This window comes from Mucilaginibacter koreensis, from assembly GCF_054783355.1.
In genome coordinates this window covers 1,335,206-1,351,423 of record NZ_BAAGQS010000001.1, presented here as the reverse complement: position 1 = coordinate 1,351,423, position 16,218 = coordinate 1,335,206, and the positions used below count along the sequence as shown (strand labels likewise).

General features: G+C 40.9%; 14 protein-coding genes. 8 read left to right on the top strand and 6 right to left on the bottom strand.

The features are described 5' to 3' along the window. Positions 1–2: 2 nt before the first annotated feature. The 4 genes from ACYVNW_RS06070 to ACYVNW_RS06055 are packed head-to-tail and all read left to right on the top strand — an operon-like array spanning position 3 to position 5,508. Positions 3–857 carry a TRAFAC clade GTPase domain-containing protein gene (locus tag ACYVNW_RS06070; protein ID WP_460678953.1) on the top strand — a complete coding sequence of 285 codons (855 nt, stop codon included), beginning with the start codon at positions 3–5 and terminating at the stop codon, positions 855–857. After that, positions 850–3,390, top strand: a complete 2,541-nt coding sequence (locus tag ACYVNW_RS06065; protein WP_460678952.1) for a GAP1-N1 domain-containing protein — start codon at positions 850–852, stop codon at positions 3,388–3,390. The genes ACYVNW_RS06070 and ACYVNW_RS06065 overlap by 8 nt, the downstream gene beginning before the upstream one ends. Further along, positions 3,390–4,544, top strand: coding sequence for a hypothetical protein (locus ACYVNW_RS06060; protein WP_460678951.1), 1,155 nt, complete (start codon positions 3,390–3,392; stop codon positions 4,542–4,544). The genes ACYVNW_RS06065 and ACYVNW_RS06060 overlap by 1 nt, the downstream gene beginning before the upstream one ends. Further along, complete coding sequence (locus ACYVNW_RS06055; protein ID WP_460678950.1) at positions 4,531–5,508, top strand: trypsin-like peptidase domain-containing protein; 978 nt, start codon at positions 4,531–4,533, stop codon at positions 5,506–5,508. Before ACYVNW_RS06060 ends, ACYVNW_RS06055 begins: the two co-directional genes overlap by 14 nt. Before the next feature lie 129 nt (positions 5,509–5,637). Here ACYVNW_RS06055 and ACYVNW_RS06050 read toward each other — a convergent pair whose 3' ends face one another. The 3 genes from ACYVNW_RS06050 to ACYVNW_RS06040 all read right to left on the bottom strand — a co-directional run bounded on the left by ACYVNW_RS06050 (position 5,638) and on the right by ACYVNW_RS06040 (position 8,010). Next, positions 5,638–5,871 carry an AbiH family protein gene (locus ACYVNW_RS06050; protein WP_460681001.1) on the bottom strand — a complete coding sequence of 78 codons (234 nt, stop codon included), beginning with the start codon at positions 5,869–5,871 and terminating at the stop codon, positions 5,638–5,640. Between the two features lie 79 nt (positions 5,872–5,950). After that, on the bottom strand, positions 5,951–6,199 hold the full coding sequence (locus ACYVNW_RS06045; RefSeq protein WP_460681000.1) for an AbiH family protein: 249 nt from the start codon (positions 6,197–6,199) through the stop codon (positions 5,951–5,953). 815 nt (positions 6,200–7,014) lie between these two features. Continuing rightward, the gene (locus tag ACYVNW_RS06040; RefSeq protein WP_460678949.1) at positions 7,015–8,010 is read right to left on the bottom strand and encodes a chitinase; all 996 of its coding nucleotides are present in this window, start codon (positions 8,008–8,010) and stop codon (positions 7,015–7,017) included. A 92-nt stretch (positions 8,011–8,102) separates the two neighbouring features. On the opposite strand from ACYVNW_RS06040, the gene ACYVNW_RS06035 reads away from it, so the two are divergent. The 3 genes from ACYVNW_RS06035 to ACYVNW_RS06025 all read left to right on the top strand — a co-directional run bounded on the left by ACYVNW_RS06035 (position 8,103) and on the right by ACYVNW_RS06025 (position 9,238). Beyond that, a complete protein-coding gene (locus ACYVNW_RS06035; RefSeq protein ID WP_460678948.1) occupies positions 8,103–8,651 on the top strand; it encodes a cob(I)yrinic acid a,c-diamide adenosyltransferase in 549 nt (182 codons plus the stop codon). Positions 8,652–8,738: 87 nt separating this feature from the next. After that, entirely contained in the window at positions 8,739–8,960 is a 222-nt protein-coding gene (locus ACYVNW_RS06030) for a DUF2795 domain-containing protein (RefSeq protein WP_002996718.1), read from the top strand. A 131-nt stretch (positions 8,961–9,091) separates the two neighbouring features. Continuing rightward, positions 9,092–9,238, top strand: a complete 147-nt coding sequence (locus tag ACYVNW_RS06025) for a lmo0937 family membrane protein (protein ID WP_460678947.1) — start codon at positions 9,092–9,094, stop codon at positions 9,236–9,238. Between the two features lie 41 nt (positions 9,239–9,279). Here ACYVNW_RS06025 and ACYVNW_RS06020 read toward each other — a convergent pair whose 3' ends face one another. Continuing rightward, positions 9,280–9,990 carry a 2-C-methyl-D-erythritol 4-phosphate cytidylyltransferase gene (locus tag ACYVNW_RS06020; protein WP_460678946.1) on the bottom strand — a complete coding sequence of 237 codons (711 nt, stop codon included), beginning with the start codon at positions 9,988–9,990 and terminating at the stop codon, positions 9,280–9,282. Positions 9,991–10,108: 118 nt separating this feature from the next. Further along, positions 10,109–11,158, bottom strand: a complete 1,050-nt coding sequence (gene queA, locus ACYVNW_RS06015; protein ID WP_460678945.1) for a tRNA preQ1(34) S-adenosylmethionine ribosyltransferase-isomerase QueA — start codon at positions 11,156–11,158, stop codon at positions 10,109–10,111. Positions 11,159–11,423: 265 nt separating this feature from the next. Here queA and ACYVNW_RS06010 point away from each other — a divergent pair, with 265 nt between their 5' ends. Further along, on the top strand, positions 11,424–12,710 hold the full coding sequence (locus tag ACYVNW_RS06010; protein ID WP_460678944.1) for a citrate synthase: 1,287 nt from the start codon (positions 11,424–11,426) through the stop codon (positions 12,708–12,710). A 269-nt stretch (positions 12,711–12,979) separates the two neighbouring features. Here the strand turns inward: ACYVNW_RS06010 and ACYVNW_RS06005 are convergent, their stop codons facing one another. After that, positions 12,980–16,207, bottom strand: a complete 3,228-nt coding sequence (locus ACYVNW_RS06005) for an amidohydrolase family protein (protein ID WP_460678943.1) — start codon at positions 16,205–16,207, stop codon at positions 12,980–12,982. Positions 16,208–16,218: the final 11 nt, after the last annotated feature.

The following is a 16,218-nucleotide window of genomic DNA, read 5'->3' as shown; positions in this document are numbered from 1 at the left end:
TAATGGAAGAAAATATTTTAGTACTTGGTGATTCAGGTACGGGAAAGACACATTTTGCCGTACAGCTTTTTGGTCGCCTATTCAAATCTGCGAAAGCAGAATGGAAACCCGAATCTACGCCAACTAACCTGGAGATTTTTAAATCAGGTTTTGATAGGCTGGCTAAGGGGCTTCAAATTGAACATACCCCGTCTGCTTTTCATAAAGACATTACTTTTAAAGTTATCAATCGTGATGGGGTCACAGTGAATTTTACATATCCTGATTATGCGGGGGAGCAACTTAGAAATCTGGTAAATGATCGCAGGTTAAATGATAATTGGAAAGAACGAATAATCAAAAGTACTTCATGGCTGCTATTTATTAAGATTAACGACGTAAGAGAAGCAGAAGATATTATCACAAGAGGAATGCCTGAGTTTGGGGCTATTGGTGAAGCTCGTGGGGAAGAAAATCAGGAAAAATTTGTGCTTGGCGATCAGGCATTTTATGTTGAACTTCTCCAAATGTTGGTGCATATCAAAGAAAAAAGTATGCTATTACCTAAGGAGTTGCCACAACTTACGATTATGCTTTCATGTTGGGATGAGTTTAAACTTACAAACTTGGATCTCGCTGAACCTCATTTAGCCCTGCAAAGTAAAATGCCGATGTTTTTCAATTTTTTGAAAGCCAATTGGCAAGCGAGCAATTTGAATATTATCGGTTTATCCTCAACTGAAGCTAAACTTGATGAAAAAGTTGTTAATGAAGACTATCTGGATATTGGCCCGGAGAATTTCGGCTATTGGGTACAATCGGACGGAAATGAAGAGAAAGACTTAACAAAAATTATCTCTCTGATACATAATGGCTAAGTCTAAAACACTCATTGTTGATCAATGCTATTTTGGGGAAAAAGACCGAGGTCATGGACTTTTAAGTGCAACATTTAATGATAGAGAACTCAGTGCTTATTTATCACGTATTTCAGATCTTCCGATAAGTAAGCCCGCCGACATACAGCCTGAACCTTTTTATGGCTGCCACCGATATGATATTTACTTAATTTTCACAAAAACCTTAATCGATAAATTTGGTAGCCGGCCAGGAATGGTTTTTACGCATGCGCTAATTGTCAGCAGTGCTGACGCCGAACAAATTTTGGATCTAAATCAGGTTTTTGACTTTTTTATACGCGAAATTCCTGCTAAAGGTAATTATGAGCTTTATCAAACAGAAATTGAATTAACCAATAGCTTAGGTGAGGGCAAAGAGGAACCTGATGGAGAATTACTTTCAATAGTCAACTTCCTGTTAACTAAGAAAGCTGATCAGGTTTGTGTATTAGGCTTAAATTCAAATGTGCCTACAATGTTCGTTAAACTTTGGAATGTTATGGTTCCGAAGTTGCGGTACTTATTGACGTTCAGATTAGCATTTACACACGCTGATATCCACCCAGATCAATACCAAATATACTTTACCCCGGATTCACTACTTCAAAAGTGGCCGAATGAAAGTAGGGCGGAAAATTACGCGGTTCCTTTTTCCGATGCATCACTCGCCATTAAGCTGATGGTTAACTCACCTGATGCAATTAACTTGCAAACATTTATTAATGAAATTAATTTTCGACCTATCGATTTTGATAAATTTATGCTTTGCGAGTTGGCTTTTAAAAGCTACAAGCAAATCGATACTTTGAGCGAAAGTAAAATTTTGCAATTAATACGCTTGCTTACCAGGCTTTCACCCAGCCAATCAGATGGTAAGGATATAAAAAGAAATATTTTATTAAAGTTGAAAGCAATTTTTAGCCGAAAACTATCCGAAAGTACCCTCTTACTATCATTTTCTAACATCAACATCGCTGCGTTAAATGATACTGATGAGATTATTTCCTCGCAGATAAGCAAACATATTTCAGATTGGTGGCAGAGCAGCAATTTGGACTTAATTCAGGAAGTTTTATGCCGTAGACTTGAAGAGGAAAATATACCCTGGTGGACAAGCAGCGTTGATTCAACGTTTCACGTATTGTTAAAATCAATTGATGATAACCATGGTCGTCTGATTTGGGCGCTATGGAGCAAAATAGAACTTTCGCTCGATTACGTCATTAAATATGTTCAACAAGTAAAAAATATTGAGAGAATATTAGTTCAAACTATGCCCCAACAGGTATCAGTTGGCCTGAAAAAAAAAATAGCAGATTATTCAAAAAATAACAAATGGTTTTTACTTCATGCTAAATTAATCGTTTCTTATTTGTCACCTGTTAAAGCATTGCAGGAACAATTAAAACTCACTACAAATGATAAAACCTCTTTGGCGACCGTCGCAGAGGTTTTCGAGCCAATTGAGTTTATAAAATTCGCGGTAGATGGCGCAAACACAACTTTGTTGGCTATGGCAGTTAATGTGCCCTTAACTAATACTCAATTATTGAGCAGCCTAAACATTGAAACCTTAAACTGGCAGGATTTTGTAGGTTTGAAAATCAAACAATTGCTTTCGAAAACCAAGCGCATCGATGAATTTAAACCACTAATTCAAAAGATTTGGGATAGGTTAAGTGCTGGTTCCCCAGTGTCTGAAGACTTGATGATTACACTATCGATAAGTGACTTCAGCGACCTAAGCTGGTATAAAAATAGGGAAACGCTGTGGACTAAAATTCCAATAGGGATAAAAAATAGATTTTTAATATCAACAGGAACGTCTATTCTAAATCAACTTCCGAGTGCAATTGCTATTGAATCGAATCTAAAGGATGCCCTTATTGCTCTGGATATCGTGGGGAAATATATGAGTGTCAATTCCGGTAATTGGAGTAGGATTCTTAATGTATTTGATTATTTGAATAATCTGCCTCAAAAATATCTATCCGATCATCTTAATTTTTCGCAGCATGACATCCCTGTGGCTGACGCAAAAAGATTGGGTAAATTGGTTTATATCAAAAACTGGGAGAATTGCGCAAATATCATTTACGAAAAGGCAAAGTACCACTCAGGCTTTAAAATTGCCCTTGGTCAATGTGGTGAATTACTGGGTTTCTGGAGGCGTTTGAAAATTAATTTCACTTACACCGACATACCAAGATCAAAGAACGTTAGCCAGAGTGACTGGCTAAAACATTTTGAAGAATTTTGCAACGAAATTTACCAAGAAGATTCCGATATACGCTATGTATGGAAGAGGGCTGGTGGAGATGTGTCTGAATTAAAGAGTAAAGAAAGCGCGCGGGAAATTTGGCATCACGCGATAGGGAAACTTGAAAACGGTAAAATGCATAATCTTACTTTCAGGCTATTATTAAACCAAATGGCTAACGATAATCCCGCAAAAAGATACAAGCTGAATATGCTTTTAAATTCCTTAAATGAATTACCTAACCTGACCTAATGAAATTTGTAGACCTAATCAAAAAAGCCAATATACTTGAGACGATTGAGAACTATAGTTTATTGGATAAAGGTGATAGCGAGCGCGACAATAATGAAATTGCCGGGGAATTGTTAGTTCGTTCCGGCGCTTCCTTTTGGAGAAGAATAGTTGATAATCCAAACCTCTATTGGGGCAAAAAATTAAAATTTATTGACTTCGCATTTTCTGAATGGGTACCTCGTGTGCCAGGATTAGGGTTTACAATCCAAGCTGAGAGAATCAGCCGTTATTTAAGTCATGCTAAACCAATATCACGAGACCAACATTTATTCTATGCACCATTTGATAAATCCGGATTTGTTATGAGTGGTGCTGGGAGCGTTAAACTGCCGCCAGATCATTTGGGATACACAATTTGTGCAATTACTTCGTCTATGAAAAGTTGCGAAGGTATTCCTGTGTTGATTAGCCCTGAAGTAGTTGAACATCACCGTTTAAAGAATGGCGTACTTTTGGACGAAATTAATGCAACCTGGCAAAAGATGTCGGTTGAATGGACTAAAAGTTTCGCTGCAACTGAAAATCTTCCTCGCGGATACTTGCGCATCAATAACATAAACCAGATTAAAAAAAGTGGTTTTGAATCCGATTTATATTATGATCCATATTCGATAATGGAATACATGCAAGATGCTATTTTTAAATGGGATTATGTTTTCTGTAACGTCTCTAATTATGAAAAGAATCCCAAGTTGGCTATTAAAAAATTCTTCGATTCATATAGGAAAATTGATGGAATAAACGGGAAATATTTGATCAACCCGGATATTGCTGAACCGCTATTTGAAACGGAGTATGTTACCCCAAGTGATTTAAGATCCAACTACGCAAAATCGCAGTTTGCATTATTAAAAGAACGATTAAATAAAACCTCAATTGAGGGAATGGAAATCGACAAATTTACAAATTTTGTTTCGCAGCGCTATCAAGATGCCTTTAGCATCAAAGTTTTGGCTGCAAAATCCGGCTTGCAATCGAATTTAATCGAAGACGACTCGCCATTAAAAATGTGCATCCAATTGGTTCATCTGGCCATCCAAGACAGTAAACTTATACCTTTATTTGAACGCGTTTGTTCAGAAAATAACTCTTTATATAATGGCCTGGAATAAACATTTAACACAACTTAATGACGCGTTAGCCGCCTTATTGCCTTTTAAGGAAGATGTAATGCCTATTTTAAAAAAAGCAGGATTAAATGCTGGACAAATAAGGTTTGATAGTAAACCATCAAACCTTTGGTTTAGCGTAATAGATCATGCTGACGCTAACGATAAGTTAGGTGCATTGATAGATGTTTTGATAGAAGATTTTCCAAATAACGGATACATCAATTCCTTCAAAGAAAATCATCTTTATGATACGGGCCTCGATATTGAAAAAACAAGTTGGCATGAACCTCCAGCGGAAAACAATTTGGAAAAAATCCTTGGACGGAAAACTACGCTTCTCCCAATTTATTTTCTTTCTGAAGGAGTTAAAGCATCAAAATGTGTCGTAAGGATTGTTGTTGCGATGGATAAAGGTGCGAACGTTGGTACAGGATTTCTAATTCATGGCAATTACATTGTAACGAACAACCATGTTTTGGGTAACATATCATATGCGTCAATGGCTGTGGTACAATTCAATTATGAAGAATCAGAAGCGCTCTCTGCTGTCACTCCTATAAATTATAAACTAAAACCGTCAGAAGGGTTTTTGACCAGTGTTAAACATGACTGGACTATAGTTAAAATAGACGGTGATGCTAATAAAGAGTTTGGGCATTTGGTCATGAAACCTAATGGATTGAAAGCCGAAGATTTTGTAAATATTATTCAACATCCGGGTGGAGGACTAAAACAAATTGGCGTTTATCGGAACGTAGTCACTTTCGTAGATAAAGATATAATACAGTATCTAACTGATACCGAGCCAGGGTCTTCTGGTTCCCCAGTTTTTAACAGCGATTGGGAAGTTGTAGCCTTGCATAATAGCTATGGATTTGCAAAAGAAAAGATTGCTGGTAAAGATTTGTTACGAAATCAGGGAATTCATATAAATCATGTGATTGAAGGTCTAAAGCAAATGTGACGGCCCAAGCATAGCCAGAGATCAACCATGATCTTAATTTAAGATAACAAACGCTCACTTAGCTTAATTTTTTTAATAAGGTCAGAATCAATATTTAATTTTTGGGCAAAATCATTTATTCTATCCAAGTTAGCATCGGAGTGAAAACTGATTTCCCATTCGATTTTTTTTTTGGTCACCGTTAATAGCTAATATTTTCTCAAAATAAGGCATATCAACTTTAGATAGCGAATGGCTCAATACAACGATTTTTTTTAGGGTAATTAAGGATGAAAAAAAGCTCTCGTTCGTTTGTAGCACTTTATAAAAATTCTTAAATGACTGTTCGTAATAATCCTCAATTCTTTCTACTGAGAAATTGATCGCATGATATTTTGACTCTAAACCCCAGTGACCTTTGCTTTCATCTTTTAGAAAATAAGCAATATAAGTGAAGTTGGAATTATTGTGGCTTTTTCTCGTTTTCCTTTAGCCAATTTTCTAAACTATTTTCCAGACGTTCTCCGTGTCCTAAAATTATGCTACCCAGTTTATCCAACTTATAGCCATGTAGGTAGCAGATTTGATCAGGTATTGCTCCGTATGCTGTTTCAAGAAAATCAGTATAATTAAAGCATAGGTAAAGAGCGTTAGGATTAAGTTTTAAAGGCTGGCGCGCTATATGCCGGGTAGGGCTGGGCGTTGGCAACATTGCATATAGCATGACAGCGTTGAAGCGTTTTGCGATGCGTAGGTGAGCCAAGCAAGGAAACCGACTGACTTTGGTCGTAATGGAGCGTTAGCGTAATGCTACCATAGGCAGAGAAAGGTTTCATGGAGCAACACCGTTACTTAAACTCAAAGCAGGTGATAGATTGAAAAGCCAGGGCAAAGAATGGCTGCACATTTTTGTTGCGGGTAGCGTTAGTGTAAATAATAGAAATAAAAATGTGCGGTATTGAGCGTAGGAGCAATGGAGTGAAACGTGCCGACAGGCTTGTTGAACGGAATGGAATGTGGCGGTTGCTTTTGAGAAGCTTAGGTATTGTGTAATACCTATTTTCCTAAAAATGTTGTATATTTGAGTATTGATTGAGAGTATTCAATGTGATTTGAGCGGGTCTTTAAAGAGACCTATTTTTCAAAACAACTTCATAAACTGCTTGGACGCGGATTTGACGTCAAGTTACAAATCCCTCCCTTCGGTTCCAAGTTCCCTGTACATTGTTATTGAACTTTATTGCCATCGTTACTCCCGAGATACGCAAGCCAATATCTTCGCAGTTAATTACAAAGAAGCGCTTATGGAAATAATCCAACGCTTTTGTTTTATATCGACTAAATGTGTATCTTTAATTATGAAAAGAGGTGTTTACCTAAGTGAATACCTGCTTTGATTTGTTTTAATTAATGCGTTGACCATCAAGAAGTTACAAGCATAGGTTATCGTCCTGCCATCCCGACGATACTAAAACAAAAAGCCTGTAAGAAATTACAGGCTTTTTGCGTTTAAATCCTTTTTACATATTATTTATAAGGCTCTATCTTCCCGCAGCTGCAAGCGCAATTTGCATCACTTACACCCAATTGGCTTAAAAAGTGCTGGTAATAACCGATGCGCTCCAGCATATTCATTTGGTTTTCGCCTTGGTTGCATTCCAAGGCACCGTTTACGATGTTGATGGTCATGCCAAAGCCGGGTACACGATTTTTGGCTTTATCACTCGGCGTGGGCTGCCATTTGCCAATCATTACATCATGTGCCGAGGGTTTGCAGGTTTGCGGTGTCATCCAAAAATAAATAGCGGTTTTAAAGGCCAGTACCGGGTCGGTTTCTAATAGGCCAGGGTTTTTGAGCAGTACATTCTTATCACCCAGAATACAATCAGAAGCATAGCCATAGTTGCCATTATAGCTTAACTGCATTGGCCCCCGGCCATAATACTTTTGCCCGGGAAAAGGAGGGTAGACGTCGTTTTCGGCAATGTAAGGCAGAGTTGTATTATTTTCATGCGTAAGCATCAAGCCATCGTTGTACTTTCCGTTCTCGCCGTTGCGGGTTTCATGGGCAATATGGGCAAAAAAAGCAGCCAGTTCTTTTTTATTGGTAGCAACATCTTTTTCTGTGCAGAACAAGCCAAAGTCGATGTAGTAAACGCTATCTGGCTTTTGCCTGGCCCAGGCTTCGTTCCAGTCCCCATCCTGCCTGATGATGGTACTCTTGCCGGTAGAACGGTCGGTGCGGGTAAACTGGTAAACCGATGTTGCACGGCGGGCAATTTTCATTTTGATTTGCCCTAACTGTTGTGCCGCTTTTATAAACGCGGCATAGGTATAAAGAGGCGCATGCTGAGGAAACAGCTCATTATATTGTTTCTCAGTAATTAACTGACTCAGTGTGCTTCTTGTAGCATTGGGCTTATTTGCAGATGATACCGGTACGTGAGTGCAGTTGAAGCTCAACAGACTGGTTGATATGATTAGCAATAATAAATAAGAAGCGGAGCTAAAAAGATATTTCATTACAACTCTTTTGTTACAAGGTATAAACGTAAAGGTTAAAATTTTATTGAGCAAAAACACTATACTTGATTTGCTGTAGTAATGCTAACCTTATGAAAATATATACTAAAACCGGCGATAAAGGTTTTACTTCGCTGATTGGCGGTACACGTGTGCCTAAACACCACCTGCGAATTGAAAGTTACGGCACGGTAGATGAATTGAACTCTTACATCGGCCTGATACGTGACCAGAATATTGAGCCATCAGACAAGCAATTGCTGAAGGAAATACAAGACCGGCTCTTTACCATTGGCTCGTCACTGGCTGCCGATCCGGAAAAATCAAAAATGGTGATTCCGGATTTGAAAATGGAGGATATAGAATTGCTGGAACAGGAAATGGATAGGATGAATACCATATTACCCCAACTTCGGCACTTTATTTTGCCCGGCGGTAGTAATGCAGTATCGTTTTGCCACATTGCCCGCTGTGTTTGCCGCCGCGCAGAGCGCCTTTGCGTACATTTGGCCGAAGAAAGCCCGGTGGATGAAAAGGTGAATATGTATTTAAACCGCTTAAGCGACTACCTTTTTGTATTGGCAAGAATGGTGGGTTACCAGCAACAGGTGCCTGAAAACCAGTGGATACCACGTGTTTAAAAATTGATAAAATTTATTTGATAATCAGATAAAAAATATTATACTTTTGCGAAAATTGAAAATTAACCGAACTTAAATTTATAACATATGTACTGGACCCTTGAATTGGCCTCACATTTGGAAGATGCACCATGGCCGGCAACTAAAGATGAATTAATTGATTATGCGATCCGCTCAGGCGCACCGGTAGAAGTAATAGAAAACCTGCAGGCCCTGGAAGATGATGGCGAACCTTATGAAAATATAGAAGAGATCTGGCCGGATTATCCAACCAAAGATGATTTCTTTTTTAACGAAGACGAATATTAGGCTTAGCCTTTAAAATAAAAAAACCTTGCCCGCAGCAAGGTTTTTTTATTTTATCTCAACCTTTTGTATTGGTTGTGGTTATTAATGCATCAAGTAAATTTTATTATTTATTCAACACTAAAACTACTACCATGAGAGGCTTACTCTACATCATCGCAGTTATCCTTGTAATAGGATGGGCATTAGGTTTATTCGTATACAATGCGGGTAACATTATTTACATTTTGTTGGTTATTGCCATCATCGCCCTGCTGTTAGGCGTTATCCGAAGAGCATAGCTATTTTATACTATTGCCAGTTAAAATGATATCAGGCTGCCTTAATTTAAGGCAGCCTGTTTTTTTTGTAACAGCATTTCTGCTATTGCAATATCTTCAGCGTAGGTAATTTTAAAGTTCTGGTAGTTGCCCTCAGCGATGTGAATCGTATAGCCGGCCTGTTCAACTACGCTGGCATCATCCGTAAAGGCATCGGTGTAGGGGAGTTGGTAGGCTGCCTTCAATTGGGTTAATTGAAATGTTTGTGGTGTTTGCACCAAGTAAATCTCATCACGCAGCAAGCTTTCGGTCTTGTTCTCACTCAATCGCCTAACCGAGTCCCGGCTTTTTACTGCCGCTATGGCATTGCCTTGCAAAATGGCTTGCTCATAACAGGCGTCAATAATTTCAGCGCTTATTAAAGGGCGTACAGCATCATGTACTGCTACAATTGTACGTTCATCGGTTAAGGTATCAACCGCATTTTTAACTGAGTGAAAGCGTGTGCTGCCCCCCTTAATCAAAGTATGCTCCCCGTTAAATTGATATTGCGTACATAGCTCTTTCCAATAGGCATGATAAGGTTCGGGTAATACAACAATCAGTTGGGGCTGGTAAGTGCTGCCTGCAAACGCTTCTAAAGTATGCATCAGTACCGGCCGCCCGTTAATAGGCAAAAATTGCTTTGGAACTGCCGATTGCATGCGGGAGCCTGAGCCACCTGCTACAATAATGGCAACGGCCTTAAATGTGGAAGAAGAATTAGGTAACATCTCTTTAAAAAAAAATATCTGTATTTGTAATACCAGCGATTGGCAATATTACAAAAGAGCTTTAACAAAAAACGCCGTTGTTTATAACGGCGTCTTGTATATAATTAAAAGATTATTGTTAGATAATCAGCATAGCATCACCATAACTGTAGAAACGGTATTTCTCTTTAACCGCTACTTCGTATGCATTCATTACATGTTCATAACCGCCAAATGCACAAACCATCATTAACAGGGTTGATTCAGGTGTATGGAAATTGGTAATCATTGAATTTGCAATACTGAAATCGTAAGGAGGGAAGATGAACTTGCTGGTCCAGTCATTAGCCGGTTTCAGCGTTTTGCTGGCCGATACCGCTGATTCGATGGTACGCATTACAGTTGTACCTACTGCACAAACACGTTTTTTACGCTCAATGCCCAGGTTCACAATATCGGCCTGTTTTTGGTCGATGATGATTTGCTCTGAGTCCATTTTGTGTTTGGTTAAATCTTCAACCTCCACCTGGCGGAAGGTGCCTAAGCCTACGTGTAATGTAACTTCAGCAAAATTAACACCTTTTAATTCGAGGCGTTTCATCAGCTCACGGCTAAAGTGCAAACCTGCAGTAGGAGCTGCAACGGCGCCTTCATTTTTAGCGTAAATGGTTTGGTAACGTTCTTTATCTTCGGCGGTAGCTTTACGTTTAATATATTTAGGCAGTGGAGTTTCACCTAAAATTTCAACATTGCGACGGAACTCTTCATCGGTGCCATCAAACAGAAAGCGAATGGTACGGCCACGTGATGTAGTATTATCTACCACCTCAGCTACCAATAGGTCGTCATCACCAAAATACAGTTTATTACCCACACGGATTTTACGTGCCGGATCAACCAACACATCCCAGAGGCGCAGCTCTTTATTTAATTCGCGCAGCAGGAAAACTTCAATGGTGGCACCGGTTTTTTCCTTGTTACCGTACATACGGGCCGGGAATACCTTGGTGTTATTTAATATCATTACGTCCTGGTCATCAAAGTAATCCAGCACGTCTTTGAATATCTTATGCTCAATTTTCCCAGAATCGCGGTGAAGCACCATCAGGCGCGATTCGTCGCGGCTTTCGGATGGGTTGTGTGCAACTAATGATTCGGGAAGGTTGAATTTGAACTGAGATAGTTTCATGTTAATAATAAATTTTCAGGGCGCAAAGTTATAAATATTTTTTTACTATAGCCGGTGTTAAACAGGTAGTTGCTTTTTGAGCTTATAAAGTTAAACCTTTAACTCAAACACTTACCTGTGCTTGCTGTTTTACCTTGTAATTATAAATTTAATGTAAACAATATCAGTGCTTAATGCTTAACCCATAACTTTGCTTAGCCAGCTATGCGGAGTTTGCTATAAATATTTACATTTGCTGCACAGATACTAATTATTCATCTTCATTATGTCGGATAAAGCACAATTAAAAATTGGCGACCAAACCGTTGATTTGCCCACCATTGAAGGCACCGAAGGCGAGAAGGCCATTGACATTTCAAAACTGCGCGATCAAAGCGGTTATGTAACCTTAGACATCGGTTATAAAAACACCGGCGCTACTAAAAGTGCCATCACTTTTTTAGATGGTGAAAAAGGAATTTTAAAATACCGCGGTTATCCGATTGAACAACTAGCAGAAAACTCAAGTTTTATTGAAGTAGCTTACTTATTAATATACGGTGAACTGCCTACCCAGCATCAGTTGAAAGATTTTGAATACGAAATCAGCCATCATACCCTGGTGCATGAGGATATGAAGAAGTTTTTTGATGGTTTCCCGTCAAAATCACACCCTATGGGCCAGCTCTCTTCACTAATTGGTGCACTGGCAGCTTTTAATCCGGCTTCATTAAAGTCAGGTTTAACAGCTGATGAAGTGAACCAGGAAATGATTAAGCTGATTGCCAAAATGAGCACCATCGTGTCATGGATTTACAAAAAGTCATTAGGCCACCCGGTAATTTATCCGTGGAACAAGTATGATTATGTTACCAACTTCCTGCACATGACTTTTGGTCAGCGTACAGAAGAGTACGTACCTGATCCGGTAGTGGTAAGCGCCATGAACAAGCTGCTGATTTTACACGCCGATCATGAGCAAAATTGTTCTACTTCAACTGTGCGCATTGTAGGTTCATCAGATGCTAACCTGTACGCCTCTATTTCTGCCGGTATTTCTGCATTGTGGGGCCCGCTGCATGGCGGCGCTAACCAGGCAGTAATTGAGATGCTGGAACAAATTAAAGCTGACGGTGGTGATACTGATAAATGGATTGCCAAAGCCAAAGATAAGAACGATCCTTTCCGTTTGATGGGCTTTGGTCACCGGGTGTACAAGAACTTCGACCCGCGTGCCAAAATCATCAAAAAAGCATGTGATGATATTTTGGCTCAATTAGGCGTTCAGGATGAGGTACTGGATATTGCCAAACGTTTGGAAGAAGTGGCTCTGAAAGACCCTTATTTTGTTGACCGCAAGCTATACCCTAACGTAGATTTTTATTCAGGTATAATATACCGTGCTTTAGGCTTCCCAACTGAGATGTTTACCGTGCTGTTTGCCTTAGGCCGCCTGCCGGGATGGATTGCCCAGTGGAAAGAAATGAAGGAAAACAAGGAACCTATTGGCCGTCCGCGTCAAATTTATGTAGGCGCAACCAACAGGGATTATGTAGATATTCAGAACCGTTAATTCACAATGGTTTTATAATATGAAAGGCCTGCTATTTTTAGCAGGCCTTTCTTTTTACACCATGTCATTTTAAACTGTAATGAAAAACCTGTATTCGGGTAATTGCACTAACACTGTCATGCTGAGGCACTCGAAACATGGTTGCACAGGCTGCTCCGATGAACGACTCTGCATCCATGCTTCGAGTGCCTCAGCATGACAACGTTGGTTCGCTTGCAGGTATATGAGTGAGGCTTGTTATCCGCAGCTCAAGATACAAACCATAGTTCTTAATCTTCGTTTTCTGAAGTGTAGGTCCATGTTTCCGAATTTCTTACCGGTGTAGCTGCAGCTTCGCCGCGGCTGCCCTGCCACCAAAACGGCAGGCGTGGCTTTTCGCGGCTTCCGGTTTCATTCATGGAGTCGGCGTTAAAAAGGCGGCCATTTACCATCACATATTTAATATTGCTGCTGTAGCGGATATCTTCCAACGGGTTCTGATTAAGCACAATCAAATCGGCCAGCTTACCAGGCTCAAGCGAGCCAATTTCTTTTTCCATACCAAGGTAAGAAGCACCGTTGATGGTAGCACAGCGTATGGCCTGCAACGGCGACATGCCGCCCTGTGCCAGCATCCACAACTCCCAGTGTGCACCCAGGCCTTGTATTTGTCCATGAGAGCCCAGGTTAACCTTAGTGCCACCATCGGCAATTTGTTTCACATAGCGCGAAACTTCAATATGGCCATAATCGCCATATTCTGATGCCGTACGCCGCCTCGAGCGGGCATCAATTATAGATGAAGGTGTAAACGTCAGCAGGCGGTCGTTCTTCCAAACCTCATCGCGGTTGTACCAAAAATTCTCGCCGAACTGGGTGCCATAGCTCACAATCAGGGTGGGCGTATATCCGGTTTTGCTGCTGTTCCATAGCGTTTTCACATCCTTATAAACCGGCCAAACCGGGATGTTATGTTCAATACCTGTATGGCCGTCCAAAATCATGTTCATATTGGTAAAGAAGGTTGAGCCGCCCTCGGGTACTACCTGCATCTGTAACTCACGCGCGGCCTCAATAATTTGTTGCCGCTGTTCTCGACGAGGCTGATTGTAACTCTTGACTGAAAATGCACCCACGGCTTTCATGCGGCGCAGGTGGGAAAGTGCATCGTCAAGGTTATTGATAACCACTTTAAAATCACCATCGGCACCATATAATACCGAGCCTGTAGAATAAATGCGCGGGCCTGTCATGCGGCCTGCTTTCACCATTTCGGCCTGGCTGAATATCATTTCGGTATTGTTAGAAGGATCGTGAGCGGTGGTAATGCCGTAGGCCAGGTTAGCATAATAATTCCAGTCCTGTTGCGGCGATATGCCGTCGGGGCTGCCGTGTAAATGGGCGTGTACATCAACAATGCCCGGCATGATGGTTTTACCGCTAATGTCATACACGCGAGCATCAGCCGGAACTTTTACATCCTTACCAATAGCTATTATTTTATTACGATCAATCAGGATGGTTCCTTTTTCTATCACTTCATCATCTTTCATGGTGATGATGCGGGCGTTGGTAAATGCAATTTTGCCATCAGGAACATCTGTTTTCAACTTAAGGCCAATGTTGATGCCGGCCGTATCAGCAACTGGCGAGCGGTCGGGGTCATCTTCTAAAAACGGAACTGCATGTTTTACCTCTTTAGTATAATACTTTGGCCCCAAAGTCCACATCAGTTTTTGGCTGTCACTGCTCCATTGCAGGTAAGTACCGGCATCGCGGGTGAGTTTGGTGAGGGGGAGGGCTTTATTCGTTGCTGATAAATCCTGCGCCGCGCCGGTAGTGGTTAGGGGAGTCAGGTAGCAATTAAACAGTTCGGTAAACGCCATCCATTTACCATCAGGGCTGGGGCAAAATTGCGTAGCATATTTGGAAGTATATAAGGTACGGTTGTTAGCGCCGCTTATATCTACTACCTTAAAAGCTTTGTCGCCGTTCTCATATCCCTGGTAGTAGATTTTACTGTCATCGGGAGAGAATTGCGGACGGATGCCATTGTCAATAATCAGTTGGGGCGCGCCACCTGTTGTGGGAACCGTATAAATGCCGGTGTTTTTGCCAAAGGCATAACCCATCACCTCGTTACCATCACCCTTATGGTAAACAATTTTATCACCTTTATGTGAAAACTGAGGGGTATAGTAAAAACCTTTATCCAGGGTGAGGCGGGTAATTTGCCCTGTTGAAATATTCACCACATTAACCGAACCTTTTAACTCATCCGACCAATCAATGTAAGTAATCAGTTTACCGTCCGGACTAAATGCCGGTTCAAATTCAAAATCAGTTCCATCCGTTAGTCGCTCAGGTTTGCCATTTGGCAGGTCTTTTATGTAAATGTAACCGGCAGCATTGAAAGCTACCCGTTTGCCGTCAGGAGAGGTCACAAGGTCACGAATCATTTTAACCGTAAATTCTTCCTGATATACCTTTTGCGGAAAATGTACAGCCTCTGTAATACTTTGCTGCGAGGTCACTTCAAACGGCACTTGCACGGCATTAGAGGTGTTGATATCGAGGTTCCATATCTTTCCCATCGCATAAAACACCAGGTGCTGGCTATCAGGCGTCCAGGCAAAATTGGGATAGGTACCAAATATGGCCCAAGTTTCCTGCTGGTCATGCGAAAGCTCATCATACACCGGCCACTCTTCACCGGTGGTTAAATTTTGGATGTATAAAACGCTTTTTAACCGAACCCGTTTCACAAAAGCCATCATGCGGCCGTCCGGCGAAAGCTGCGGACGGCAGGCACCACCAGTACCGCCAGCTACGGTTTCAATTTTACCGTTTTCGCGGTTGAGCCGTTTAATAGCATAAATACCTTTATATGGATCTTTATTATACTCAAAAGTAGGGCCGGGGGTAACATCTTCACTCCAATATACAAACTTACCATCCGGCGATACTACAGGCTCGCCTGCATCCTGCTGGTCATTCTTACGTTTGGTGAGTTGTACACCTTCGCCACCGTTTTTGTGGTATAGCCAAATTTCTCCTGCACCCAATGAACGGGTACCTGTAAAATGCTTGCGCGCTACAAAGTATTGCCCGTCGGGTGTCCACGAAGCATTATTGAGCAGGCGGAAGGTCTCTTTACTAACGGGGTGCTTGCTGGCACCGTCAGCACCCATCATCCAAATGTTATCTCCACCGTCGCGGTCGCTGGTATAAGTAATCCATTTACCATCAGGACTGTAGCGCGGCTGCACCTCCCAAGCTTTACCTCCGGTTAAAAGTGTAGCTTTACCACCGGTAATGGGTATGGTATAAATATCGCCCAGCAAATCAAAAGCAATAGTTTTTCCGTCGGGACTTACATCAAGGTTCATCCAGGTGCCTTCATCGGTTGTAATGCTTAATTTCTTTTGAGGGCCGATGGTATTTTCAACGCTCCATTTTTGGGCCTGGGCAAATTGAAACAAGAATAGAAAGATAAAGGTAGTGTACAAATATCTCATGCAGTTCAGTT